We start from the raw sequence: 23,478 nt of genomic DNA, 5'->3' as shown, positions 1-23,478 counted from the left end.
GAAGGGCGGATGGAAACCTCCGCCGATGAGGTCGTCGACCTCTGCCGGGATCTGCTGCGCATCGACACCACCAACACCGGGGATCCGCGGACCACGGTGGGCGAACGCGTCGCCGCCGAGTACGTCGCGACGAAACTCGCCGACGCCGGCATCGAGTCGCGGATCCTGGAGTCGGCGCCGACCCGGGCCAACCTGGTCGCCCGGATCCCCGGCGCGGACCGTTCCCGCGGCGCGCTGCTCGTGCACGGCCACCTCGACGTGGTGCCGGCCGACGCCTCCGAGTGGTCGGTGGACCCGTTCTCCGGCGAGATCAGGGACGGCTATCTCTGGGGCCGCGGCGCGGTCGACATGAAGGACTTCGACGCCATGGTGCTCGCGGTCGTGCGGGACTGGCAGCGCACCGGGTACGTGCCGCCCCGCGACATCGTGCTGGCCTACACCGCCGACGAGGAAGCCGGCATGGAGTTCGGCTCGCAGTGGCTCGCGCAGCACCACGCGGACGTCTTCGAGGGCTGCACCGAGGCGATCGGCGAGGTCGGCGGGTACTCGTACACGGTCAACGACAACCTGCGCCTCTACCTGGTGCAGACCGCCGAGAAGGGGCTCGACTGGCTGCGCCTGCACGCCAGCGGGCGGCCCGGGCACGGCTCGTTCATCCACGACGACAACGCGGTGACCGCGCTGGCCGAGGCGGTCGCCGCGGTCGGCCGGCACCGCTTCCCGGTGGTCGTCACGCCGACCGTGCGAGCCTTCCTGGAGCAGATCAGCGACGCGCTGCAGATCGACCTGGACCCGGACGACCCGGAGCTGGCGATCGCCAAGCTCGGCCCGATCGCCAACCTGATCGGCGCCACCATCCGCAACACCGCGAATCCGACCCGGCTCGCGGCCGGCTACAAGGACAATGTGATCCCGGGGAAGGCGTCGGCCACCATCGACTGCCGGACCCTGCCCGGCCAGGCCGAGTCGTTCCTCGCCGAGCTGCGTGACATCATCGGGCCGGATGTGGAGATCGAGCACGTGCACCGGCAGCCGGCCGTGGAGACCGAGTTCGGCGGGCCGCTGGTGGAGGCGATGGGCGCGGCGCTGCGCGCCGAGGACCCGGGGGCGCGTACCGTGCCGTACCTGATGTCCGGGGGCACCGACGCGAAGGCGTTCAGCACCCTGGGCATCCGATGCTTCGGGTTCGCCCCGCTGCAACTTCCGCCCGACCTGAACTTCGCCGCCCTGTTCCACGGCATCGACGAGCGGGTGCCGGTGGAGGGACTAAAGTTCGGCGTACGTGTGCTCGACCGTTTGCTCCGCAACAGTTAGCTGTTCGGCTCCACCAGGTGGAAGGACCCCCAACGAAGATGAGCGACCAGAACGCTGAGCTCGACGCCGCACTGGAGCGGGTCGTGGAGGCGGCGCGGGCGCACCTCGCGGCCGTGAAGGCGGCCGCGGGCCGGATCGACGACGACGACGTCTGGCAGGCGTACGTCGACCTCAACAACGCCTCGTTCGCCTACGACGAGAAGCTGCTCGACGCGTTCGGCGAAGTCACGCCGTGGGACGTCGAGTCGATCGACCCCGACGAGGCCGACCAGCGCTTCCTGGCCGGTGAGGCCGGCGCCGACGGCGGGGCCGGCGACGCGTACCCGCAGGTGATCTCGGTCCGGCAGCGCCGCGACTACCGGGTGCCGAGCGTCTCCGCCCTGCTGCGGGTCGCCGAGAACGCCCGGAAGAACGCGGTGCCCGAGGACGAGGAGGTCGGCCCGGTCGAGTCGGTCGGCGAGGCCGTCCTGGAGCTGCTGCAGGCCGGCGACGGCTCGCTGGCCTCGCTCGACGTGCCCGAGCTGGAGCCGCTCGACGGCCTGCTCACCGTCACCGAGGTCGAGGCCCCGCTGGACCTGGAGGCCTTCGACGACGCGGACGGCTCCGGCCCGTTCGCCCCGGCCGAGGGCGATCAGCTGGTCGGCCGCCTCGACGAGCACCCGTTCCTGCCCGACGAGGAAGACGACCACGCCGGCCACAACCATTAGCACCCGCTGAAAAGCCCGCCCGGGATCCGGGCGGGCTTTCTCAGTAGCTGAGGCCGGGCTGCGGCGTGGCCTGGAGCCGCCGGCGGAGCATCACCTTGCGGGTACCGTCCGCGAACAGCTGCACGCGGGCCAGCTCCCACCCGGAGAACTCCGCGGCGATGGCGAGCTGCGCCGCCGCGGTCAGACGATCGACATTCGAAGGCAACCGCAGCGGCGCATATTCGTAGTCCATGGGACACATCGTGCTCCTGCGACCGCGCCGTCGACAACCCTTTGACCTGCTGTTCAGGGTGTGATGAAGCCGGACTTGTACGCGGTGACGACGGCCTGGGTGCGGTCGCGGACGCCCAGTTTGGCCAGGATGTTGCCGACATGGGTCTTGACCGTCTCGACGCCGAGGAACAGCCGGGTGGCGATCTCCGCGTTGGACAGTCCATCGGCCATCAGGGTGAGCACCTCGGCCTCGCGCCCGGTCAGCCCGGCGTCCCTGAGGCCGCCGTCCGGACGGGCGTAGGCGGCCGCCAGACTCTTGATCGCGGCCGGGAAGAGCAGCGAGTCGCCGCGGGCCACCACCCGGACCGCCTCCACGATCTGCTCCGGGCGGGCGCGTTTGAGCAGGAAGCCGCTCGCCCCCGCCTGCAGCGCCGTGTAGACGTACTCGTCGTTGGCGAAGGTGGTCACCACGAGCACCCGGGGCGCGTCCACCGGGAAGCGGTCGAGCAGCAGCCGGGTGGCCTGGATGCCGTCCAGGTGCGGCATCCGGACGTCCATCAGGACGACGTCGGGCCGCCGACGCAGCGCGGCCGGCACCACCTCGGCGCCGTCCGCGGCCTCGCCGGTGACGGTGATCCCGGGCTGGGCGCCGAGGATGGCCCGAAGCCCGGCCCGGACCAGCGCGTCGTCGTCGACGATCAGCACGCCGATCATCGGGCGCGCACCGGGAGCCGGGCGGTGACCCGCCAGTTCTCGCCGTCCGGGCCGGCGGTCACCCGGCCGCCGAGCAGCCGGGCCCGTTCCCGCATGCCGGCGATGCCGTGCCCGCCCGGCCGGGCGTCGCCCGCCCCGCGCCGGTTGGTCACCGTGATCATCAGGTCCCCCTCCTGCCGGATGCGCAGCGTGACCGGGCCGGTCCCGTGCCGCGCCGCGTTGGTCAGCGACTCCTGCACGATCCGGTACGCCTCCCGGGACACCGCCACCGGCAGCTCGCCGACCGTCACCGAGGCCTGCACGGCGCCGGTCAGCAGCTGGTCCAGATCGGTCAGTGTCGGTCCGGTCGCCTCGTCGCGCAGCAGGCCCAGCACGGCGTCGAGCTCACCGGCCGCGGCCCGCCCGGTCTCCTCGATCGCGGTCAGGGCCTGCCGGGCGAACTCCGGGTCGCTGTCGAACACCGCCCGCGCCGCGCCGGCCTGCAGGGTCATCGCGGTCAGCGCGTGCCCGATCGAGTCGTGCAGCTCGCGCGCGAGACGGTTGCGCTCGGCCAGGTGGTGCTCGCGTTCCGAGGCGGACGGGCCGAGCAGGATCGGGGCCATGGTGGCGGCCAGCGAGCCCAGCCCGGCGACCGCGTAACCGGCCCCGGCCAGGATGACCGGCGCGGCGGCCAGCCACCACCAGCCGCCCCGGCCGAACGCCTCGCCACCGGTCAGCGCGATCAGGCCGACCGGGACCACGATCAGCAGCACGGCGCCGACCAGCACCCCGCTGACCAGATGCAGGCCGAACCAGAGGGCGGAGCGCAGCCGGGTCTCCCGCTCCATCCGGTGCCCACGGTCGTGCCCGGGCAGGCCGACGCCGAGCAGCGCCCGAGCCGCGGTGATCTCCAGCTCCCGGGTGCCGCTCAGGAACGCCGGCACCAGCGCGAGGCCGCCGATCACCAGGGCGGCGAACGCGACCCGCGGCCAGTGCCGCGGGTCCGCGGCGACGAGATGGGCGACGAATCCCGCGGCGATGGTGTACGGCAGGGCCAGCACCGCTCCGAGCAGCAGGAACACCGCGCGACGCATGACGGCGTCAGCGCGCCCCGTGCGGATCGCCGGCACCCTCACGCTCCGGATACCCGACGTCGATCGCCGACACGTCCTCCAGCGCACGGGCGATCTCGGCCGGCAGCACCAGCTCCTCGCTGCGCAGCGCGCCCTGCAGCTGGCCGGCGGTGCGGGCGCCGAGGATCGGGGCGGTCACCCCGGGCCGGTCGCGGATCCAGGCCAGCGCCACCTCCAGCGGTGACACGCCGAGCCCGCCGGCCGCGGTGACCACCGCCTCGACGATGCTGGAGCTGCGTGGCTCCAGATAGGTCTGCACGAACGGCGCGTAGTGCTCGGACGCGGCCCGGGAATCCAGCGGCCGGCCGTTGCGGTATTTGCCGGTCAGCACGCCGCGGCCGAGCGGGGACCAGGCCAGCACACCGAAGCCCAGCGCCGCCGACGCGGGCAGCAGCTCCCGCTCGATGCCGCGCTCGACCAGCGAATACTCCATCTGGGCGGCGACGATCGGGGCGCGTCCCGGATACGCCGACTGCCAGGTGGCGGCCCGGGCGGTCTGCCAGGCGGCGAAGTTGGACACCCCGACGTAGCGCACCCTGCCGCTGGTCACCGCGTGATCGAGAGCGGACAGTGTCTCCTCGAACGGGGTCTGCCCGTCGTAGCCGTGCACCTGCCACAGGTCGACGTAGTCGGTGCCGAGCCGGCGCAGCGAGGCGTCCAGCGAGCGCAGCAGGTTGCCTCGCGAGCCGTCGCGGGCCCGCCAGCCGTGCGGGGTGAGGCCGGCCTTGGTGGCGATCACCACCTCGTCCCGGGGGACCAGGTGGTCGAGCAGCGAGCCGATCACCGCCTCGGCGTCGCCGTTGCCGTACACGTCGGCGGTGTCGATCAGCGTGCCGCCGGCCTCCAGGAACAGTTTCATCTGCTCGGCCGCGTCGTCGGGGTCGGTGTCGCGTCCCCAGGTCATGGTGCCGAGCGCGAGCCGCGAGACCGCTAGCCCGCTTCGGCCGAGCGGTCGCTGATGCATGAGTGAACTTTATTCAGAGCTGTTCCGTAAAGAAATCCTCCGGCCCGTCAGGGTGCCGTCGGTTACCGGACGGAAACGTGAACCCGGGGGCATCAGTAGGCTGGGGCGGACAGCTCAAGATCTCGGGAGGGCAGGGCAGTGCGGCTCGGACTCAGTCTCGGCTACCAGACGGCGTGGAGCACGCCCGCCGACCACCTCGCCATGGCCCGGGAGGCCGACCGGCTCGGCTACGCGGTGGTCTGGGCCGCCGAGGCGTACGGATCGGACACGGTCAGCATGCTGGCCTGGATCGCCGGCCAGACGGAACGGATCGACATCGGCTCGGCGGTGCTGCAGATCCCGGCCCGCACCCCGGCGATGACCGCGATGACCGCGGCCACCCTGGACACCCTGTCCGGCAGCCGGTTCCGGCTCGGCCTCGGCGTCTCCGGCCCGCAGGTCTCGGAGGGCTGGCACGGCGTGAGATTCGCCAAGCCGCTCGCCCGGACCAGGGAGTATGTCGACATCGTCAAGATGGCGCTGCGCCGCGACCGGGTGCAGTACGACGGCGAGCACTACCAGCTGCCGCTGCCCGGCGGCGCCGGCAAGGCGATCAAGCTCGGCTTCCACCCGCCGCGCACCGAGATCCCGATCTACCTGGCCGCCGTCGGGCCGAAGAATCTGGAGCTCGCCGGCGAGGTCGCGGACGGCTGGCTGGCCATCTTCTTCGCCCCGGACGCCGCCGACGACCAGCTGCGGCACATCGCCGCCGGTCGCGCCCGGCACGGTCAGGGCCTGGCCGGCTTCGACGTGGCGCCCAGCGTGCCGGTGGTGGTCGGCGACGACATCTCGGCCTGCGCCGACGTGGTCCGGTGGTACGCCGCGCTCTACATCGGCGGGATGGGCAGCCGGGAGCAGAACTTCTACAACCAGCTTGCGGTACGGATGGGGTACGCGGACGCCGCGCGCCGCGTCCAGGATCTGTACCTGAACAGGCAGGTGGCCGAGGCGGCCGAGGCGGTGCCCCAGGAGTTCATCGAACGCACCTCGATCATCGGCAACAAGGCGCAGATCACCAAACGGATCAGGGAGTACGCGGCGGCCGGCGTCGGCACCCTGTCGATCAGCCCGTACGTCGGCGACCTGCAGTCCGGCCTCGACACGTTGCGCGTGGTCGCCGAGGCGTACGAAGAGTCCGGCGTGGCCCGCTAGTGGCCACCGTCCTGTTGCTGCGGCACGGCCGCACCACCGCGAACGCCACCGGCGAGCTGGCCGGCCGCCGCCCGGTCGAGCTCGACGAGACCGGCCGCACCCAGTCCGGCCGGGTCGCCGGCCGGCTCCGCGGCCTGCCCCTGGCGGCCGTGGTGTCCAGCCCGCTGATCCGCTGCCGGCAGACCGTCGAGCTGGCGCTGCCCGGGGTCACCCCGGTGCTGGAGGACGGGCTGATCGAGTGCGGGTACGGCGAGTGGGAGGGCCGCCCGCTCAAGGAGTTGGCCAAGGAGCCGCTCTGGCCGGTGGTGCAGCAGCACCCCAGCGCGGTCACCTTCCCCGGCGGCGAGTCGATGGCCGCCATGTCGGCGCGCGGCGTCGCGGCGATCCGCGACTGGGACGCCCGGGTCACCGCCGAGCACGGGGCCGGGGCGATCTGGCTGGCCTGCAGCCACGGCGATGTGATCAAGGCCATCGTGGCCGACGCGATGGGGCTGCACCTCGACCAGTTCCAGCGGATCGTCGCCGACCCGGCATCGATCACGGTGATCCGGTACACGTCGACCCGGCCGTTCCTCGTCCGGGTGAACGACACCGGCGAGCTGGCCTCCCTCGTACCGCCGAAAATCGATGGGGACAAGCCCGCCGAGAGCAGTGACGCGGCGGTCGGCGGCGGCGCCGGAGGCGGCGTCTGACGACCGAGCGTGATCGGGCTGTCGCCGCAGCGTGCACCCTATTGCGCCCAGGGCGAACCGGGGTCGTCGGGCCGGGCGCGGGCGGCCGTGGATGGCTAGGGTTGGTTCCATGACCCACCAAGTGCATGCCTTCGAGCCGCCCGAGCGGTTCGTCGCCGGGACGGTGGGCGAGCCCGGGGACCGGACGTTCTACCTGCAGGCCCGCGGTGGCGGCCGGGTGATCAGTGTCGCCCTGGAGAAGGTCCAGGTGTCACTGCTCGCCGAGAAGCTCGAAGAGCTCCTGCTGGAGGCGAACAAGCGGTTCGGGGTCACCCTGCCCGAGGCCCCGCTGCTGGCCGTGCACGACAACGAGCCGCTGGACACCCCGGTCGACGAGGAGTTCCGGGTCGGCACGCTGGGACTGGCCTTCGACGTCGACACGGCCACCGTGGTGATCGAGGCGATCGAGGCCGGCGAGGCCGAGGTCGAGATCTCCGGCGACCCGCTCGCCGAGGACGACACCGAGGACGAGGGCGACGACGAGGACGAGGACGACGAGCCCGACGACGACCTCGACCGGCTCCGGGTCCGGCTGACCCCCGAGGCCACCCGGGCGTTCATCGACCGGGCCCGCCGCGTGGTCGCCGCCGGCCGGCCGCCGTGCCCGCTCTGCGGCCAGCCGCTCGACCCGGGCGGCCACCTCTGCCCCCGGCACAACGGTTACCACCGGTGACAGCCGAGCCGACCGAGGTGCTCGCCGAGGCCGACGCCCTGGAGCTGCTGGCCCGCGGGCAGATCGAGATCGAGGGCCGGCTGGTCGACGCGTCGAACACGACGCTGCGCGCCGAGATCAGCCTGGCCGGGCTCACCCGCCGGTGCGTCTACAAGCCGGTCCGCGGCGAGCGCCCGCTCTGGGACTTCCCGGACGGCACGCTGGCCGGCCGCGAGGTGTCGGCCTACCTGGTGTCCCAGGCCACCGGGTGGGACCTGGTGCCACCGACGATCCTGCGGGACGGCCCGCTCGGCCCCGGCATGCTGCAGCTCTGGATCGACGAGCCGGAGGCGGCCGAGTCACTGATCGGGTTCGTGCCGGCCTACGACGTGCCGGCGGGATGGTTTCCGGTGGCCGCGGCCCGGGACGACGACGGCGACGCCTACGCGCTGGCGCACGCCGACGACCCCCGCCTGGCCCGGCTCGCCGTCTTCGACGCGGTGATCAACAACGCCGACCGCAAGGGCGGCCACGTGCTCTACCCGTCGACCGGCACGGTGCACGGCGTCGACCACGGCGTCAGCTTCCACGTGGAGAACAAGCTGCGCACCGTGCTGTGGGGCTGGACCGGCAAGCCGCTGCCCGCCGAGGCCGCCGAGGTGCTCGGCCGGCTCGCGGCGGGCTTGGACGGGCCGCTCGGCGAGGCGCTGGAGGAGCACCTGACCGTCGCCGAGGTGCAGCACGTCCGGCTGCGGGTGAAACGGCTGCTGCGGGCCGGCCGCTTCCCGAAACCGCCGACCGACTGGCCGGCCATCCCGTGGCCGCCGATCTAGAGGTTTACGTCACGCCCCCGGAAAACTGTCCGAGGGGCTGGATAGGCTCCGGGGATGGACGCTTGGACCGGGCATGACGTGCCGACCCTGCCGGGGGACGCCCCCACGCTGAAGCTGTACGACTCGGCGCGCCGGTCGGTGCATCCGGTCACGGCGGGCGGCGCGGCCGGCGGCGCCGCGACGATGTATGTCTGTGGCATCACCCCCTACGACGCCACCCACCTCGGCCACGCCGCCACGATGATCGCGTTCGACCTGGTCAACCGTCTGTGGCGGGACGCCGGGCACCCGGTCACCTACGTGCAGAACGTGACCGACATCGACGACCCGCTGCTGGAGCGCGCCGAGCGCGACGGTGAGGACTGGGTCGTCCTGGCGATGCGCGAGACCGCCCTGTTCCGCGAGGACATGGAGGCGCTGCGGATCATCCCGCCGGCCCACTACGTCGGCGCCGTCGAGTCCATCCCGGCGATTGCGGGGCACGTCCGCGACCTGGTCGCCAATGGCGCGGCGTACCGTCTCGACGACGGCACCGGCGACGTCTACTTCGACATCACCGCCGCACCCCGCTGGGGCTACGAGTCGAACCTGTCCCGCCCCGAGATGACCGAGCTCTCCGCCGAGCGTGGCGGCGACCCCGGCCGCCCCGGCAAACGCGATCCGCTCGACCCGTTGCTGTGGCGCGGGGCCCGCGACGGCGAGCCGGTCTGGGACGGCGGCGACCTCGGCCCGGGCCGTCCCGGCTGGCACATCGAGTGCGCCACCATCGCGCTCAACCTGCTCGGTGACACGATCGACGTGCAGGGTGGCGGCAGCGACCTGCTCTACCCGCACCACGAGTGCTCGGCGGCGCACGCCGAGGTGCTCACCGGCGCGGCGCCGTTCGCCGGGCACTACGTGCACGCCGGCATGATCGGCCTGGACGGGGAGAAGATGTCGAAGTCCAAGGGCAACCTGGTCTTCGTCTCCCGGCTGCGGGCCGACGGGATCGACCCGATGGCGGTCCGGCTCGGGCTGCTCACCGGGCACTACCGCGCCGACCGGGAGTGGACCGACGAGGTGCGCAAGGCGGGCGAGCAGCGGCTGGCCCGCTGGCGGGAGGCGGCGGCCGCGCCGGCCGGTCCGTCCGGCACGGGGCTGCTCGGCGCGGTCCGCGAGGCCCTCACCGACGACCTGGACGCGCCCGCGGCGCTGGCCGTGGTCGACGCGTGGGTCGAGGCGGCGCTGTCCGGGGCCGGGGACGACACCGCGGGTCCGGCGCTGATGGCGCAGACCGTCGACGCGCTGCTGGGCGTCCGGCTCTGAGTCCGCCGGCCGTCACCGGGCGGTGTCGCATGCCGCTTCGGTGATGGTGCCGATGCTGAGTGAACGGCCCGTCCGACCTTTTCGGGCGGGCCGTTCGCGTAGCCGGAATAGCTTCCGGGTGGCGCGTTATTCCGGCTTCTCCGCGGGTATCGGGCGCGGTTTCGGGCGGCGAGAAAGCACCCCCCGGACGGACTCTAGACGTTGATCACGGCGCGTCGCGGCAATTCGGCTAAATAACGCACTTTACGGTTTTATTCGTCGGAAATCCGTGCATTGTGGCGGCTGCCGCGACATGCTTTCGGAGGTCAAACCAACGTCCGAAAGGAACCAACATGCGTCGTCCGGCTATGTACCTCGCCGGTCTGTTCCTGGCCACCGGCGCGAGCCTCGCACTCGCTGCCCCTGCCTCGGCGGCCGGCACCCACTGCAAGAAGAACTACGGCGCCGCGGCTGTCCACGGATACGGGCACGGTGCCGCGTACGGCCACGCCAGCGGGGGTGGCTGGTACCCGGGGGGCTACGAGTACGGCTACCCGGTCGGCTACGAAGACAACGACTTGTACTACCAGAACAACACCCAGGTCGGCCTGATCAACATCAACGGCGGGCCGTTCGGCTTCTGATGAAGCCGATGCTCGCGGGAACCGGAATTCCGGACCCGCGGCGGTAAGCCACAGACCCGAGGAGCCTTTCGGCTCCTCGGGTCTGAGCTTTTTCTCGGCCGGTTCGGCACCCGGCTCTTTGATGGCCGGCGTGGCTGACAAGGGGTCGCGCAGATATGTCTGCCCGATCAGATAGGCATCGAAGCGGTAGACCTCCCGCCGGCCGATCAGATCAGCTCGGCGTCGTGCACCAGGAGAGCGATCTGCACCCGGTTGTTCAGGTCCAGCTTGGTCAGCAACCGGGACACGTGCCCCTTCGCGGTCGGCACGCTCATGCCCAGCCGGGCGGCGATCTCCGCGTTCGCGCAGCCCTGCCCCACCAGCACCGCGACCTCCCGCTCCCGGCCGGTGAGGTCGTCCAGCCGGCCCCGCGCCCGGGCCCGCCGGGTCCCCGCCGCCGGATCGGCGACGTGATCGATCAGCCGCCGGATCACCCCGGGGGAGAGGATCGCCTTCCCCGCGGCCACCGTCCGCACCGCCGCCAGGATCTCCAGCGGCGGCGTGTCCTTCAGCAGGAACCCGCTCGCCCCGCCCCGCAGCGCCTCCAGCACGTAGTCGTCCACGTCGAAGGTGGTCAGCACGATCACCTGCGGAGCACCCGCCCGCTCCCGGATCCGCCGCGTCGCGACCAGGCCGTCCACCCGCGGCATCCGCACGTCCATCAGCATCACGTCCGGCCAGTGCGCCTGCGCGGCCCGGATCGCCTCCGCGCCGTCTGCCGCCTCGGCCACCACCTCGATCTCCGGCGAACCGCCCACCAGGATCCGCAGCCCGGCCCGCACCAGCGGATCGTCGTCCACGATCGCCACCCGGATCGGCCGCACCCCGCCGTCGCCGGCGGCCGCGGGAGAATCGGGATCGCCCGTCAGGCCGGCCACGGCAGCTCCGCCTCCAGGCGGAACACGTCGCGCTCCGCGCCGTAGCGGAACTCCCCGCCGGCCAGGGCCACCCGCTCGCCGATCCCGACCAGGCCGAGGCCGGTGCGCGGCGGCGCCGGATCCGGCGTACCGCCGATCGGGTTGATGATCGTGATCCGCAGGCCGCGGCCGGCGGCGCCCGCCATGCGCACCGTCGCGGCCGGCTCCGACCCGTGCCGTCGCGCGTTCGTCAGCCCCTCCTGCACGATCCGGTAGGCGGTGCGCCCCAGCACCACGGGCGCCCCGGCCGGCACCGTGCTGTCGAAACCGACCCGCATCCCGGCCGCCCGCACGCTCGCCACCAGGTCCGCCACGTCGGCGAGGCCGGGCTGCGGCGGCTCCGGGCGCCCCCGCGGCACCCCGACCACCGCGCGCAACTCCTCCAGCGCCTCGTGCGCGCCGGTGCGGATCGCCCCGGCCGCCACGCGCAGCTCCTCCGGCCGCAGCGCCGCCCGTACCTCCAGCGCGCCGGCGTGCAGACTGATCAGCGACATCCGGTGGGCGAGCACGTCGTGCATCTCCCGGGCGATCCGGGCCCGCTCGGCCAGCCGGGCCCGCTCCGCACCCAGATGCCGGTCCGCCTCCAGCCGTGCGGCGTGCTCGCGCAGCGAGGTGGTCAGCCGCCGGTAGGCCCGCACGAACGACCCCCAGCCCAGCGCCGCCGTCGTGATCACCCCGCGGACCACGAAGTCGACCCAGACGTCGTAGGCCGGGCGCTGCTGCAGCACGAAGTACAGCCCGCCGGTGGCGAGGTTGACCGCGCCCAGCGCCAGCACCAGCGGGAAGCGCAGCCGGATCGCGGCGGTGAACAGCGCCACCAGGACCGGTCCGGTGGCGGTCACCGACACCGCCCCGAGCGGCAGCAGCGCCAGCAGCACGGCGAGCGGATGCCGCCGTCGGAACAGCAGCGCGGCCGCGCCGAGCACGCCGAGCGCCAGGTCGGCCGGCCACGGGATCGCCGCCCCGGGGCGCATCGCGTCGCCGAGCAGCATCATCGTCGCGCCGTAGAGCAGCGCGAGCGCGATCGCGACGGCATCGGCGAGCCGGTCCCGGACGGCGGCGCGCGGCCCACCCGGATCGGATACCAGCAGCAGGAGCAGCATGCCGCCGAGACTAGGCCGCGGGCCCGGCCGCCGGCACCCTGCCAAAGTAGGGGGTCGCACGGTTCCGCCGGCCGGTGCGGCGGGCTGCTGCCCGCGGTCACCCTGGCCGGCATGCATGATTTCCGCCGACTGTCGGTTCTGCTCGCCCCGGCTGCCTGGGGCGTCGTCGCCGCGCGCTGGACCCCGCACGGCCCGCTCACCGGTGCCGAGGCCCTCTGGTCGGTGCTGATCAGCGCCGGCGTGGGCTTCGGCGCGGGCCGCGTGCTGCGCTCGCGGTGGTCGATTCCCCTGACCCCGATCTGGTACGTGCTGTGCCTGGAGATGTCCCGGGTGCCGCCGGATCCGCCGCACGTGAGTCTTCTCGGGGTGGTCACCGCGCTCACCGGGCGCGGCGTGCACGGCCTGTTGTCGGTGTTCCCGATGGCCCTCGCCGCGGCGTACGGATGCGGCTTCCGGCGCCGCCGCGGCCGGTTCCTGGCCGGCGGGGGGACGCTGGTGCTGCTGCTGATCCTGGTCGCGGTGGCGATCCCGGCCCGCACGCCCGGCATCCCGGGCGGCGTCGCCGAGCTGACCACCGTGCCGGCGGCCGGGCACCGCCTCACCGTGATGATCCGTGGCCGGGACCGGACCCGGCCGGTCCTGCTGTTCGTCCCGGGCGCGCCCGGCGGCTCCGAGCTGGGCGCGATGCGGGCCCACCTGGCCGGGCTGGAGGCACACTTCGTGGTGGCCACCATGGAGCGCCGCGGGGGTGGTGCGTCCTATGCGGCCCTCGACCCGGTGTCCAGCGTGACGCCGGCCGGGTCGGTGGCGGACATCCTGGCGGTCACCGATCATCTGCGGTCCCGGTTTCAGCGGGACCGGATCGTGCTGCTGGCCCACTCCGGCGGCTCCCTGCTGGCGGTGTTCGCGGTCCGGCAGCACCCGGAGAAGTACGCGGCCTACGTCGGCACCGGGCAGGCGGTCGACGTCGAGGCCAGCGACCAGATCTTCTACGACGACATCCTGGCCTGGGCCCGCGCCACCGGGAAGGCGGACGTGGTGCGGACCCTGCGGCGGCAGGGGCGGCCGCCGTATCGCAGCTTCTGGGCGTACGAGCCGTTCCTGCTGCACGAGAACGAGGCGTACGCGCAGCGGGCCGCCCCGCTGGAGGTCTCCGGCCCGGAGTACACGCTGCTGCAGAAGGCGCACACGCTGAACGCGATCGTCGACACCTGGGCCGCGCTGTACCCCCGCGAGCAGGGCATCGATCTGCGCCGCGACGTGCCTGAACTCGCGGTGCCGGCCTACTTCGTGCAGGGCGGCCGGGAGATGCGCGGCCTGAGCGTCCTGTTCGCCGACTGGTACGCGACGCTGCGCGCCCCCGTCAAGCGCCTCGTGACGATCCCCGGCGCGGGACACCGGGCGATGTTCGAGGAACCGGCCGCGTTCACCGCCGCGCTCACCACGCTGCTGGCCCCGTGACCGGTCAGGCCAGCGCCAGGCCGGGATCCGGGTCCGGGTCGGGGGTGGGCGACGGGATCCGGTACTCCTCGGTCAGCGTGGTCATCGGGCCGGGCCAGGTCGCCTGGGCCACCTCGATCGGTTTGCGCGTCTCGTCGAAGGCCACGTGCAGCAGGTGCAGCACCGGTGTGTCCGGCCGGATCTGCAGGATCTCCGCCTCCTCCCGGCTCGGCTGCCGGGCGGTGATCGTGTCGGTGGCGGTGGTGTAGCGGCGGCCCAGCGCCTCCTCGGCCTCCTGGTAGAGCGGGCGCCCGAAAGCCTCCGGGCGTTCCAGGGTGGTGCCGCTGGTGTCGGCCACCCGGAACCAGGACGCGCCGAGCTCCACGGTGGCCTCGTCGGTGCGCACGATGTGCCGGCGAACCAGCATCTCGGTGCCGTCGCGAACCCCGAATGCGTCGGTCACCTCCGGCGGCGCCGCCTCCCGGCCGACGCCGACGAGTTGCTGGCGGTAGCGAGCGGCGAGGTCGGCGTGGTAGCCGCGGTGCGCGCCGTACCGGCCCCGGGACAGGCGGTTCAGCCGCCGGCGGGTGCCCCGGACGTACGTGCCGGAGCCCGGCTTGGTGATCAGGACCCCCTCGACCCGCAGCTGGTCGACGGCCCGCTGCACGGTCTGCTTGGCCACCCCGAACATCTCCGCGATGCCCGGGATCGACGGCAGACGCTCACCCGGCTGCCACTCACCGCGGCGCACCCGCTCCCGCAGCTGTGCCGCGATCTGCCGATGCGGGAACTCGGCGGCGCCCGGGTTGATCGTCATGCGGTCCTCCAGCACGGAGCGGAACTCAGCTAGGTTCCTAGGATGACCTGCGGGTCGGTTTCCGCGCCACCCGACACGCCGCGCTGCCACCGCGGGCCGTTCGCGGTGGCAGCGCCGGCACCACCGGGCGCCGGCGCTGCCGCTGAAGCGTCCTACCAGGAGCCGGCGGTGGGGCCGGCGGAGCCGCCGCGGCGGCGCAGGTATTTCTCGAACTCGCTGGCGATCTCGTCGCCGGTGAGCGGCTGGATGCCCGCGTCACCGACGCGTTCCTCCAGTTCGCGGACGTATTCGCCGAGCTCGGCGTCCTGCTCGGCGGCGGCGTGGACGCGCTTCTCCCACTCGTCGGCCTCCTGGGCCAGATCGGCCATCGGGACCGGCAGGTCGAGGACGTCCTCGATGCGGCTGAGCAGGGCCAGGGTCGCCTTGGGGCAGGGCGGGTTGTTGGCGTAGTGCGGGACGTGCACCCAGAAGGACAGGGCGTCGAGTTCGGCGCGGGTGGCGGCCTCCTGCAGGACGCCGACGATGCCGGTGGGGCCGTCGTAGCGGGTGGGGACCACGTTGTACTTCTCGGCGATCTCCTGGGCCGACGCGCTGCCGCTGATCGGCAGGGGCCGGGTGTAGGGGACGTCGGCGAGCAGGGCGCCGAGCAGCACGATCCGGTTGACCTCGAGGCTGTGGCAGATCTCCAGGACCGACTCGCAGAAGGTGCGCCAGCGCATGCTCGGTTCGATGCCGCGGATCAGCACCACGTCGCGGTCGCTGCCGGGCGGGCTGGCCACGGTGAACCGGGTGGTGGGCCACTCGATTTTGCGGGTCTCGCCCTCGGCCATGGTGATGGTGGGGCGGCTCACCTGGAAGTCGTAGAAGTCCTCGGGGTCGATGCTGGTGACCTCACGGGCCTCCCAGACCTGCTCGAGGTGTTCCACGGCCGCGGTGGAAGCGTCCGCAGCATCGTTCCAGCCCTCGAAGGCGGCGATGGCCACGGGGGAGCGGAGCAGCGGGAGGCCGTCGAACTCAGTCATGCAACACAGCCTACGTGCGGGCCTGGAAACGCACCCGGCGGCCGCGCCGTGGCCCCTCCCCGGTCGCGAGCGGTTTTCGCCATGAAGGGGTGCATAAGCCAGCATAATTCGGCTGTGACCAGCCACGTTGATCAGGTCCTCGGCCCGTCCGACGACACGGTGTCCTTCATCCAGCCGCGCGCCATGTTCTACGTGACGGTGCTGTGGGTGGTGGCCGCCGGCTGGGCCGCGCTGCTGCTGCTGTTCCTGCTGGTCTCGGTGGTGTTCGGCGAGCGTCCGGGTGCGGCGGGCATCGTGGTGTACATCGAGGTGGCGATGATCGTCCCGGTGATCGTGGCGGCGGTGGTGCTGCTGGCGGTGTACCGGCGGCTCGGCTGGCTGCACACGTCGGTGCACGGCATCGACTTCGCGGCGACCGGGCGCCGGGCGGTGCATCTGCCGTGGTCCGGGATCGCGTCGGTGGGCCTGCACGGGTGGGGGCCGTTCACCGAGCTGGTGGTCACCCCGATCGGCGTCGACTATGCGCGGGTGCTGGACGGGCCGGGGTTGGCGCCGCGGGTCCGGCATCGGGGCGGGGAGATGTCGTACGTCGTCGATGTGGGTCTGATGTCGCCGGGGCCCGAGGTGCTGCTGGCCGAGTTGCATCGCCGGATCCCGTCCAAGGTTTGACGGACGGTGCGCCGCGCGCTACGTTCTTAACCACTCCGTTAATTAACAGGGGGGTTAAGTGACCGACCGGCTCAGCGTGATCTTCGCGGCCCTGGCCGATCCGACGCGGCGGGCGATCCTGGCCCGGCTCGCCGAGGGTGAGGCGACCGTGACCGAGCTCGCCGAGCCGTTCGACATCAGCCTCCCGGCGATCTCCCGGCATCTGAAGGTGCTGGAGACCGCCGGTCTCATCTCGCGCAGCCGCTCGGCGCAGTGGCGCTCCAGCCGGCTGGAGGCGGCGCCGCTGCGCGAGGCGACAGCCTGGATGGAGCGGTATCGCCGGTTCTGGGACGAGAATTTCGCGCGCCTCGACGCCCATCTCAAGCGCCTGCAGGAGGAGAAGCCATGACCGACCTCGTGATCACCCGGATCTTCGACGCACCCCGGGACCTCGTCTACCGTGCCTTCGTGGACCCCGATCAGGTGGCCGCGTGGTTCGGCCCGGTCGGCTGGTCGGTGCCGCGCGACACGGTCGAGATCGACGCCCGTCCGGGCGGACGGCAGGCCTTCACCATGGTCAACGACGCCGACCCGGCGACGTCCTCGGCGGTGAACGCGACCTTCGTCGAGGTGGTGGAGAACGAGCTGCTGGTCGGCGAGGAGGACGTCAGCCACATCCCGGCCTTCGGCGCGGAGAAGCTGACCCTGCGTCTGGAGTTCTTCGACGAGGAGGGCGGCCGGACCCGGCTGGTGCTGACCCAGAGCCCGTTCCCGGCGGCGATGGAGACCGGCGCCCGCGAGGGCTGGGGCTCCAGCTTCACCAAGCTCGACAAGATCCTGGCCTGAAGCGCTGCCGCGGCGTCCGCCGCCGGCCTGCGATCGCCGCGGCGGTACGTCGGCGGCGCGCGATCGAGGTGCCGGCAGGTTGCCCGGGTGGCGATCGAGGTGGCGGTACGTCGGCGGCGCGCGCCGCATCGGCTGTGGCGCGCGCCGTGGGCGTCAGTCGTGGGCGATCGCCCCGAGGACGTTGAGGCGGGCGGCGCGGATCGCCGGCACTACCGCCGCGATCACCCCGACCAGGGCGGCCAGCACCAGGTAGGTGCCCATCCGGCCCCAGGGCAGCACGATCGTGGTGATCCCGTCGTCCCGGAGGGCGCGGGCCACCGCCGAGCCCATCCCGGCGCCGACCGCGACGCCGAGCAGCGCGCCGAAGACCGAGATCACCACCGCCTCCACGGTGATCATCCGCATGGTTTGCGCCCGGCCCAGCCCGACCGCGCGCAGCAGGCCGAGTTCGCGGGTGCGTTCCAGCACGGACAGGGCGAGGGTGTTGACCACGCCGAGGACGGCGATCAGGATGGCCAGTCCGAGCAGAATCTGGATCATCGTGATGATCTGGTCGAACTGGGCGGCCTGGCCGTCGACGAAGGTCGCCGCGTCGGTCGCCGACACCTCGGGGCTGTCCGCGAGCAGCTGCTTGACCTGCGGCAGCACCGACGAGACGGCGACCCCGTCGTCGAGCCGGACGAAGCCGACCACCGGCTGGGTGATGCCGAAGTCGGCGAGCCGGGACCCGGGCAGGATGATGGAGCCGGGCAGCGTGTCGTCGGCGAAGATCCGGGTGACGGTGTAGGTGTGCGGGTCGCCCCGCGAGTTCTGGATGGTCACCCGCTGCCCGGTCGGCCAGTGCTCGTCGGTCGCGGTCGACCGGCTGACCGCGATCTGGTCGTCGGCCAGCGCGGTGGCCGTCGTGCCGTAGGCCTGGGCGAGCCGGCTCAGATCGGTGGTGCCGGCAACGTACTGCCGCTTGCCGTCGACCGACGCCACGTCGTTCCAGAGGCCGGCGGCCGCCCGCACCCCGCCGATCGCCGTGATCTTCTGCAGAACGGATTGATCGTACGTCGGTGGCCGGGACCCGGACTGGTCACCGCTGATCATGATCTGTGCCTTGAGGACCGTGGCCGCCTCGGCCCGCAGACTGCTCTTCGCCGAGTCCATGACCACCGTGACGCCGGTGACCAGGGCGATTCCCACCATCAGCGCGGCCGCGGTGATCGCCGTGCGGCGCGGGTTGCGTCCCGAGTTGAGCCGGCCCAGCCGGCCCGGCACCGACCAGGCGAAGATCCGGCCGAGCACACTGATCACCGGCCTGCTGAGCAGCGGAGTGAGCAGCGCAACCCCGATGAACGAGACCAGCACGCCGCCGAGGATCAGCCACAGCGTCACCGGCGCGCTGGTGCTGACGAACAGGCCGGTGCCCAGCATCGCCGCGCCGGCCGAGAGCACCACGCCGCCGAAGACGCTGATCCGGGTCAGTGGCCGGTCCGGGATGCTGACCTGGTGCATCGCGGCGACCGGGGCGATCCGCGAGGCACGCAGCGCGGGCAGCACCGCGGCCACCACGGTGACCAGCAGGCCGACGGTGAACGCGCTGAGCACCGCGGACAGCGGCACCCCGATCGCGGCGAGCGTCATGTCGGCGAACCTGCCGAACAGGCCGGCCAGCGCGGCGCCCACGCCGACGCCGGCGGCCAGGCCGAGGATCGAGGCGATCAGGCCGATCATGACGGCTTCGATCAGCACCGAGCCGATCACCTGGCGGCGGCTGGCGCCCATCGCCCGCAGCAGGGCGAGCTCCCGGGTGCGCTGCGCCACGATGATCGAGAAGGTGTTGAGGATCAGGAAGATCCCGACGAACAGCGCCACCCCGGCGAAGCCGAGCAGGATCCGGTTGAAGAACTTCAGCCCCTCCTTGATGCTCGACGCGCTCTCGTCGGCCAGTTGCCGACCGGTCTTCACCTGATAGCCGTCGCCCAGCGCGGCGGCCACCCGGTCCCGCAGCGCGTCCGGGGTGACCCCGTCGGCGGCCTGGACGGTCACCGAGGTGAACGCGCCGGCCTGACCGACCATCAGCCGCTGGGCGACCGGGGTGGTGAAGGCGACCTCCTGCGCCCCGCCGACGCTGTCCCGGTTGCCGGTGTAACCCCAGATGCCGACCAGGGTGAACTGCTTCTTCGGGGCCAGGGTGAGCACGCCGACCCGGTCGCCGAGTCGGAGCCCGGCCAGTTTCGCGGTGGTGGCGTTGACCGCGATCTCGTCGTCGGCCTGCGGGCCACGGCCGCCGCGCAGCTCCATCGTGGCGTCGGTGCCGGTCCAGTTCTCGCCCAGACGCGGCGGGCCGGACGAGGTGACCACCTTGCCGTCGCCGCCGATCACCCGGGCGCCGTCGGCGTCGACGCGGCCGGTCGCCGAGCGTACCCCCGCCATCGTTCTGATCCGGTCGACCGTCGCGGCCGGGAGCGGCGCCGCGACCTGCTCGCCCTCCATCCGGGCGACCTCGACCCTGGGCTTCGCGCTGACCGACACGTCGGTGGCCGCGAACGCGTCGGCGAAGATGGCGTCGAAGGTGCGGTCGAGGGTGTCGGTGACCACGAACGACCCGGACACGAACATCACGCCCAGCACCACGGCCAGGCCGGAAAGGATCAGCCGTAGCTTGCGGGCGAGCAGGCTCTTCAGCGTGGCGCGCAGCATCAGAGCATCACCGGGTCGCCGTGCTTGTCGAGCCGCTTCATGGTGTCCAGCACCGTCTCGGCGGTCGGGTCGGTCAGCTCGTCCACGATCGCGCCGTCGGCCAGGAAGACCACCCGGTCGGCATAGGCGGCGGCGACCGGGTCGTGGGTGACCATGACGATCGTCTGACCGTGCTCGCGCACCGAGGCGCGCAGGAAGGCCAGGACCTCGGCGCCGGAGCGCGAGTCGAGATTGCCGGTCGGCTCGTCCGCGAAGATCACGTCGGGGCGGCCCATCAGCGCCCGGGCGCAGGCGACCCGCTGCTGCTGGCCGCCGGAGAGCTGGCTGGGGCGGTGGCCGAGCCGGTCCCGCAGGCCGACCGTGTCGATCACGACGTCCCACCACCGCGGGTCCGGCTTGCGCCCGGCGATGTCCAGCGGCAGCCGGATGTTCTCCGCCGCGCTCAGCGTCGGCAGCAGGTTGAACTGCTGGAAGATGAACCCGATCCGGTCCCGGCGCAGCCGGGTCAGCGCCTTGTCGCCGAGCTTGCTGATCTCCGTGCCGCCGACGTGGACGGTGCCCTCGTCGACCGTGTCCAGGCCGGCCAGGCAGTGCATCAACGTCGACTTGCCGCTGCCCGACGGGCCCATGATCGCCGTGAACCGGGCCCGGCCGAACTCGGCGCTCACCCCGCGCAGCGCGGTGACCCGCGCCTCGCCGCTGCCGTAGACCTTCCAGACCTGCTCCGCGCGCGCCGCCACCGGCTCGCCGGCCAACGTCCCAGTCACCGTTCGTCTCCCCCTGATCGTGGACCCGCCGGGGCACGACGCCCCGGCGGGCCAGCCCAGTGTCTCGGCGCGACCGGGCGGCGGCGTCCGCCGCACGGCGTAGCCGGGGACTGATATTTCGCTGGGGGAGCCCACTTAGGCAGGCTCAGGGTTGTCCCTGAGTGTTGGAGCGGGGGGCACCCGTCGAGCTGTGACCTCCGGAACACTCCTTCGGCCCGCCCGGTCCGCGCCGGTCACAATGGCTGCTTTGACCTGGGAGGATTCAGCTGAGCGGGACACGACCGGCCGCGGTGCTCTTCGACATGGACGGCACCCTGGTCGACAGCGAGAAACTGTGGGGCGTCGCGCTGGAGGACCTCGCCGTCCGGGCCGGCGGGCAACTCTCCGAACGCGCCCGGCTGGCCATGGTCGGCACCAGCATGCCGGTCAGCATGGCGATCTTCCGGGCCGACCTGGGGCAGCCCGACCGGCCCGCCGGACCCGACGTGGCCTGGCTGACCGACCGGGTCGCCGAGCTGTTCGCCGCCGGCCTCGACTGGCGGCCCGGCGCCCGCGAACTGCTCCACGCGGTGCGCGCCGCCGGCATCCCGACCGCCCTGGTCACGTCCACCTCGCGGCGTCTCGCCGAGATCGCGCTCGACACCCTGGGCGCCTTCGACGTGACGGTCTGCGGCGACGAGGTCGACAGTCCCAAGCCGGACCCGGAGCCGTATCTGACCGCCGCCACCCGCCTCGGCGTGCCGATCGCCTCATGCGTCGTCATCGAGGACTCGCCGAGCGGGGTGACCAGCGCGGTCGCGGCCGGGGCGGTGGTCGTCGCCGTCCCCTCCGACGTCACGCTGCCGGTCATCGCCGGAGTCCACCTGCGGACCTCCCTGCTGGAGGTCGACCTCGGCGGGCTCGCGGCGCTCATCCCCCGGGTGTGACCAGGCCGCTCTCGTAGGCCAGGACGACCGCCTGGGTGCGGTCGCGCAGCCGCAGCTTGCCGAGCATGTGGCCGACGTGCGTCTTCACCGTGGTCTCGCTGACCCGCAACGCCTCGGCGATCTCGGCGTTGGTGTGCCCGCGGGCCACGTGCCGCAGCACCTCGCGTTCCCGGCCGGTCAGCACCCGCAGGTCGGCGGTGACCGCGGGGCCCGGCGCGGTGGTGGCGGCGACGAACCGGGGCAGCGCCCGGGCCAGCACCCGCGGCGTGATCACCGCGCCGCCGGCGGCCACCGCGCGGATCGCCGCGAACAGCTCCTCCGGGGGCGCGTCCTTGCACAGGTAGCCGGCCACCCCGGCGCCGAGCAGCTCGATCAGCTCGTCGTCGGTGTCGTGCTCGGTCAGGACCAGCGTGCGCACCGGCAGGCGCGCCGCCGCGACCGCCCGGGCCAGCGCGGCCGGGCCCCGCCGGGGGAGTGCGGCGTCGGCCACCAGCACGTCCGGTGACAGCCGCCGGGCCAGCTCCAGAGCCTCCGCCCCGTCACCGGCCTCCCCCGCGACGATCAACTCCACGTCGCCGGGCGCGGCGACGACCGCCGCGCGCAGGCCGGCCCGGTGCAGAGCGGACGAATCGGCCAGCAGCAGCCGCAGCGGCCGGATGCCCGGCCCCCGCCGGGCATCCGACGGTGCGTGGTCAGGCAACGAGGCCGTCCCGGACGGGGGTGGTGAGGCGGTCGGGCCCGGCGTCGTCGCCGACCGGGGTGGCGAGGCGGTGGGGCTCGGCGTCGTCGCCGACCGGGGTGGCGAGGCGGTGGGGCTCGGCGTCGTCGCCGACCGGGGTGGCCAGGCGGTCGGGCTCGGCGTCGGTGGGCAGGCCGGCGGCGGGCAGGGTGGGGAACGGCGGTGGGGTGCCGCCGAACTCCGGGCACCGGGCCTGGTGGCTGCACCAGCCGCAGAGCCGGCTCGGCTTGGGGCGGAAGTCCTGGTCGCGGCGGGCGCGTTCGACGGCGTGGGACAGGGCGATCAGGGTGCGCTCGAAACGCTCCAGCTCGCCGGCGTCGGGGCTGTAGTCGAGGACCTCGGCATCCTTGAGGTAGAGCAGGCGCAGGACCCGGGGGACGACGCCGCGGGTGCGCCACAGCACCAGGGCGTAGAACTTCAGCTGGAACAGGGCGCGGCCCTCGAACGCCTCGCGCGGGGCGCCGCCGGTCTTGTAGTCGACGACGCGCAGGTCGCCGGCCGGGGAGACGTCCAGACGGTCGATGTAGCCGCGGATCAGCAGCTCGTCGTCGCCGATCATGGTGGAGATCAGGGTCTCCCGCTCGGCGGGCTCCAGACGCTGCGGGTCCTCGACGGCGAAGTAGCCGGCCAGCAGATCGCGGGCACCGGAGAGGAACGCGGCCAGCCGGGCCGCCTCGGCCGCCCCGGCCGGAGCGTCGACCAGCGCGATCTGCCCGGCGGCATCGACCTCGGCGGCGATCGCGGCGGGATCCCGGACGAGCGCGGGCGACTCAGTGGCGTGTGCCACAGCCGGCGCCGGGGGCTCGGCGGCGAACAGCGCGGTCAGCTCGGGCTCGTGGCCGACCAGGCGCTCCCACTCCGGGGCGACCAGGGCGGCCGCCGCCTCCGGCGTGCGCTCGGCGGCCGGCAGGTCGAACAACCGCTCCAGCACCGCGTGCACCAGGGTGCCCCGCACCTGGTCGGCGGAGGGCTGCTCGGGCAGCTTGTCGATGGTGCGGAAGCGGAACAGCAGCGGGCAGGTCTTGAAGTCGGCGGCCCGCGACGGCGACAGTGACGGCCCGGCCGGCCGGTCGTCCAGGCCGGGGCGCCCGGCGGACGTGGCGGGGGACGCGGGCGCCGGCGCACCGGGGCGGGGCTGCGGGGGAGAGAACGCCGTCATGCCAGCCA

25 protein-coding genes are annotated in these 23,478 nt (G+C 73.1%); 13 read left to right on the top strand and 12 right to left on the bottom strand.

Annotated elements, in window-relative coordinates; all coding sequences use genetic code 11:
• Positions 1–9 precede the first annotated feature (9 nt).
• Entirely contained in the window at positions 10–1,314 is a 1,305-nt protein-coding gene (locus ACSP50_RS25815) for a M20/M25/M40 family metallo-hydrolase (RefSeq protein ID WP_014692234.1), read from the top strand.
• A gap of 38 nt (positions 1,315–1,352) precedes the next feature.
• Positions 1,353–2,021, top strand: coding sequence for a hypothetical protein (locus ACSP50_RS25810; protein ID WP_014692233.1), 669 nt, complete (start codon positions 1,353–1,355; stop codon positions 2,019–2,021).
• A gap of 40 nt (positions 2,022–2,061) precedes the next feature.
• Here the strand turns inward: ACSP50_RS25810 and ACSP50_RS25805 are convergent, their stop codons facing one another.
• The 4 genes from ACSP50_RS25805 to ACSP50_RS25790 are packed head-to-tail and all read right to left on the bottom strand — an operon-like array spanning position 2,062 to position 5,024.
• Positions 2,062–2,253: a DUF5703 family protein gene (locus tag ACSP50_RS25805; RefSeq protein WP_043512189.1), complete on the bottom strand. Its 192-nt coding sequence runs from the start codon at positions 2,251–2,253 to the stop codon at positions 2,062–2,064.
• A 53-nt stretch (positions 2,254–2,306) separates the two neighbouring features.
• Positions 2,307–2,948, bottom strand: coding sequence for a response regulator transcription factor (locus ACSP50_RS25800; protein ID WP_014692231.1), 642 nt, complete (start codon positions 2,946–2,948; stop codon positions 2,307–2,309).
• Positions 2,945–4,021 carry a sensor histidine kinase gene (locus ACSP50_RS25795; RefSeq protein ID WP_052311949.1) on the bottom strand — a complete coding sequence of 359 codons (1,077 nt, stop codon included), beginning with the start codon at positions 4,019–4,021 and terminating at the stop codon, positions 2,945–2,947. The genes ACSP50_RS25800 and ACSP50_RS25795 overlap by 4 nt, the downstream gene beginning before the upstream one ends.
• Before the next feature lie 7 nt (positions 4,022–4,028).
• Entirely contained in the window at positions 4,029–5,024 is a 996-nt protein-coding gene (locus ACSP50_RS25790) for an aldo/keto reductase (protein WP_014692229.1), read from the bottom strand.
• Between the two features lie 138 nt (positions 5,025–5,162).
• On the opposite strand from ACSP50_RS25790, the gene ACSP50_RS25785 reads away from it, so the two are divergent.
• The 6 genes from ACSP50_RS25785 to ACSP50_RS25760 all read left to right on the top strand — a co-directional run bounded on the left by ACSP50_RS25785 (position 5,163) and on the right by ACSP50_RS25760 (position 10,359).
• Positions 5,163–6,215, top strand: a complete 1,053-nt coding sequence (locus tag ACSP50_RS25785) for an LLM class F420-dependent oxidoreductase (protein ID WP_014692228.1) — start codon at positions 5,163–5,165, stop codon at positions 6,213–6,215.
• Positions 6,215–6,907: a histidine phosphatase family protein gene (locus ACSP50_RS25780; protein WP_014692227.1), complete on the top strand. Its 693-nt coding sequence runs from the start codon at positions 6,215–6,217 to the stop codon at positions 6,905–6,907. The genes ACSP50_RS25785 and ACSP50_RS25780 overlap by 1 nt, the downstream gene beginning before the upstream one ends.
• Before the next feature lie 109 nt (positions 6,908–7,016).
• On the top strand, positions 7,017–7,619 hold the full coding sequence (locus ACSP50_RS25775; RefSeq protein WP_014692226.1) for a DUF3090 domain-containing protein: 603 nt from the start codon (positions 7,017–7,019) through the stop codon (positions 7,617–7,619).
• On the top strand, positions 7,616–8,431 hold the full coding sequence (locus ACSP50_RS25770) for an SCO1664 family protein (RefSeq protein ID WP_014692225.1): 816 nt from the start codon (positions 7,616–7,618) through the stop codon (positions 8,429–8,431). The genes ACSP50_RS25775 and ACSP50_RS25770 overlap by 4 nt, the downstream gene beginning before the upstream one ends.
• Before the next feature lie 54 nt (positions 8,432–8,485).
• Positions 8,486–9,736 (top strand): cysteine--1-D-myo-inosityl 2-amino-2-deoxy-alpha-D-glucopyranoside ligase, encoded by a 1,251-nt coding sequence (gene mshC, locus ACSP50_RS25765; protein ID WP_014692224.1) that lies wholly within the window; start codon positions 8,486–8,488, stop codon positions 9,734–9,736.
• Between the two features lie 332 nt (positions 9,737–10,068).
• Positions 10,069–10,359 (top strand): hypothetical protein, encoded by a 291-nt coding sequence (locus ACSP50_RS25760; RefSeq protein WP_014692223.1) that lies wholly within the window; start codon positions 10,069–10,071, stop codon positions 10,357–10,359.
• 206 nt (positions 10,360–10,565) lie between these two features.
• On the opposite strand, the gene ACSP50_RS25755 is transcribed toward ACSP50_RS25760, so the two are convergent.
• Positions 10,566–11,276: a response regulator transcription factor gene (locus ACSP50_RS25755; RefSeq protein WP_014692222.1), complete on the bottom strand. Its 711-nt coding sequence runs from the start codon at positions 11,274–11,276 to the stop codon at positions 10,566–10,568.
• Complete coding sequence (locus ACSP50_RS25750; protein ID WP_014692221.1) at positions 11,264–12,418, bottom strand: sensor histidine kinase; 1,155 nt, start codon at positions 12,416–12,418, stop codon at positions 11,264–11,266. Before ACSP50_RS25750 ends, ACSP50_RS25755 begins: the two co-directional genes overlap by 13 nt.
• Before the next feature lie 111 nt (positions 12,419–12,529).
• On the opposite strand from ACSP50_RS25750, the gene ACSP50_RS25745 reads away from it, so the two are divergent.
• Positions 12,530–13,879, top strand: coding sequence for an alpha/beta fold hydrolase (locus ACSP50_RS25745; RefSeq protein ID WP_014692220.1), 1,350 nt, complete (start codon positions 12,530–12,532; stop codon positions 13,877–13,879).
• A 4-nt stretch (positions 13,880–13,883) separates the two neighbouring features.
• On the opposite strand, the gene ACSP50_RS25740 is transcribed toward ACSP50_RS25745, so the two are convergent.
• Both ACSP50_RS25740 and ACSP50_RS25735 read right to left on the bottom strand, forming a co-directional pair.
• Complete coding sequence (locus ACSP50_RS25740) at positions 13,884–14,675, bottom strand: GntR family transcriptional regulator (RefSeq protein WP_014692219.1); 792 nt, start codon at positions 14,673–14,675, stop codon at positions 13,884–13,886.
• A 152-nt stretch (positions 14,676–14,827) separates the two neighbouring features.
• Positions 14,828–15,697 carry a PAC2 family protein gene (locus ACSP50_RS25735; protein WP_014692218.1) on the bottom strand — a complete coding sequence of 290 codons (870 nt, stop codon included), beginning with the start codon at positions 15,695–15,697 and terminating at the stop codon, positions 14,828–14,830.
• A 114-nt stretch (positions 15,698–15,811) separates the two neighbouring features.
• Between ACSP50_RS25735 and ACSP50_RS25730 the strand changes: the two genes are divergently transcribed.
• Genes ACSP50_RS25730 through ACSP50_RS25720 form a run of 3 tightly spaced genes read left to right on the top strand, consistent with a single transcriptional unit; the run spans position 15,812 to position 17,191 of the window.
• Positions 15,812–16,366 (top strand): hypothetical protein, encoded by a 555-nt coding sequence (locus ACSP50_RS25730; RefSeq protein WP_231956716.1) that lies wholly within the window; start codon positions 15,812–15,814, stop codon positions 16,364–16,366.
• A 58-nt stretch (positions 16,367–16,424) separates the two neighbouring features.
• Entirely contained in the window at positions 16,425–16,754 is a 330-nt protein-coding gene (locus ACSP50_RS25725) for a helix-turn-helix transcriptional regulator (protein ID WP_014692216.1), read from the top strand.
• Entirely contained in the window at positions 16,751–17,191 is a 441-nt protein-coding gene (locus tag ACSP50_RS25720) for an SRPBCC domain-containing protein (protein ID WP_014692215.1), read from the top strand. Before ACSP50_RS25725 ends, ACSP50_RS25720 begins: the two co-directional genes overlap by 4 nt.
• A gap of 153 nt (positions 17,192–17,344) precedes the next feature.
• Here the strand turns inward: ACSP50_RS25720 and ACSP50_RS25715 are convergent, their stop codons facing one another.
• Complete coding sequence (locus tag ACSP50_RS25715) at positions 17,345–19,879, bottom strand: ABC transporter permease (RefSeq protein WP_014692214.1); 2,535 nt, start codon at positions 19,877–19,879, stop codon at positions 17,345–17,347.
• On the bottom strand, positions 19,879–20,646 hold the full coding sequence (locus ACSP50_RS25710) for an ABC transporter ATP-binding protein (RefSeq protein WP_014692213.1): 768 nt from the start codon (positions 20,644–20,646) through the stop codon (positions 19,879–19,881). The genes ACSP50_RS25715 and ACSP50_RS25710 overlap by 1 nt, the downstream gene beginning before the upstream one ends.
• Positions 20,647–20,936: 290 nt before the next feature.
• Here ACSP50_RS25710 and ACSP50_RS25705 point away from each other — a divergent pair, with 290 nt between their 5' ends.
• The gene (locus ACSP50_RS25705) at positions 20,937–21,572 is read left to right on the top strand and encodes an HAD family phosphatase (RefSeq protein WP_043512183.1); all 636 of its coding nucleotides are present in this window, start codon (positions 20,937–20,939) and stop codon (positions 21,570–21,572) included.
• Here ACSP50_RS25705 and ACSP50_RS25700 read toward each other — a convergent pair.
• Both ACSP50_RS25700 and ACSP50_RS25695 read right to left on the bottom strand, forming a co-directional pair.
• Positions 21,556–22,272: a response regulator transcription factor gene (locus tag ACSP50_RS25700; protein WP_014692211.1), complete on the bottom strand. Its 717-nt coding sequence runs from the start codon at positions 22,270–22,272 to the stop codon at positions 21,556–21,558. The two genes, ACSP50_RS25705 and ACSP50_RS25700, sit on opposite strands and share 17 nt — an antisense overlap.
• Positions 22,265–23,470 carry a PD-(D/E)XK nuclease family protein gene (locus tag ACSP50_RS25695; protein WP_014692210.1) on the bottom strand — a complete coding sequence of 402 codons (1,206 nt, stop codon included), beginning with the start codon at positions 23,468–23,470 and terminating at the stop codon, positions 22,265–22,267. The genes ACSP50_RS25700 and ACSP50_RS25695 overlap by 8 nt, the downstream gene beginning before the upstream one ends.
• Positions 23,471–23,478 lie beyond the last annotated feature (8 nt).

It is taken from the genome of Actinoplanes sp. SE50/110, from assembly GCF_900119315.1.
Lineage (GTDB): Bacteria > Actinomycetota > Actinomycetes > Mycobacteriales > Micromonosporaceae > Actinoplanes.
Note: the sequence above shows the minus strand (reverse complement) of the source record. Positions and strands in the feature narration are given on the sequence as shown.

What these genes read in the sequence shown, in the direction of transcription:
- ACSP50_RS25815 (WP_014692234.1), top strand. Translation starts at nt 10, where the DNA reads ATGGAAACCTCCGCCGATGAGGTCGTCGACCTCTGCCGGGATCTGCTG.
- ACSP50_RS25810 (WP_014692233.1), top strand. Translation starts at nt 1,353, where the DNA reads ATGAGCGACCAGAACGCTGAGCTCGACGCCGCACTGGAGCGGGTCGTG.
- ACSP50_RS25805 (WP_043512189.1), bottom strand. Translation starts at nt 2,253, where the DNA reads ATGGACTACGAATATGCGCCGCTGCGGTTGCCTTCGAATGTCGATCGT.
- ACSP50_RS25800 (WP_014692231.1), bottom strand. Translation starts at nt 2,948, where the DNA reads ATGATCGGCGTGCTGATCGTCGACGACGACGCGCTGGTCCGGGCCGGG.
- ACSP50_RS25795 (WP_052311949.1), bottom strand. Translation starts at nt 4,021, where the DNA reads ATGCGTCGCGCGGTGTTCCTGCTGCTCGGAGCGGTGCTGGCCCTGCCG.
- ACSP50_RS25790 (WP_014692229.1), bottom strand. Translation starts at nt 5,024, where the DNA reads ATGCATCAGCGACCGCTCGGCCGAAGCGGGCTAGCGGTCTCGCGGCTC.
- ACSP50_RS25775 (WP_014692226.1), top strand. Translation starts at nt 7,017, where the DNA reads ATGACCCACCAAGTGCATGCCTTCGAGCCGCCCGAGCGGTTCGTCGCC.
- mshC (WP_014692224.1), top strand. Translation starts at nt 8,486, where the DNA reads ATGGACGCTTGGACCGGGCATGACGTGCCGACCCTGCCGGGGGACGCC.
- ACSP50_RS25760 (WP_014692223.1), top strand. Translation starts at nt 10,069, where the DNA reads ATGCGTCGTCCGGCTATGTACCTCGCCGGTCTGTTCCTGGCCACCGGC.
- ACSP50_RS25750 (WP_014692221.1), bottom strand. Translation starts at nt 12,418, where the DNA reads ATGCTGCTCCTGCTGCTGGTATCCGATCCGGGTGGGCCGCGCGCCGCC.
- ACSP50_RS25745 (WP_014692220.1), top strand. Translation starts at nt 12,530, where the DNA reads ATGCATGATTTCCGCCGACTGTCGGTTCTGCTCGCCCCGGCTGCCTGG.
- ACSP50_RS25740 (WP_014692219.1), bottom strand. Translation starts at nt 14,675, where the DNA reads ATGACGATCAACCCGGGCGCCGCCGAGTTCCCGCATCGGCAGATCGCG.
- ACSP50_RS25735 (WP_014692218.1), bottom strand. Translation starts at nt 15,697, where the DNA reads ATGACTGAGTTCGACGGCCTCCCGCTGCTCCGCTCCCCCGTGGCCATC.
- ACSP50_RS25720 (WP_014692215.1), top strand. Translation starts at nt 16,751, where the DNA reads ATGACCGACCTCGTGATCACCCGGATCTTCGACGCACCCCGGGACCTC.
- ACSP50_RS25715 (WP_014692214.1), bottom strand. Translation starts at nt 19,879, where the DNA reads ATGCTGCGCGCCACGCTGAAGAGCCTGCTCGCCCGCAAGCTACGGCTG.
- ACSP50_RS25695 (WP_014692210.1), bottom strand. Translation starts at nt 23,470, where the DNA reads ATGACGGCGTTCTCTCCCCCGCAGCCCCGCCCCGGTGCGCCGGCGCCC.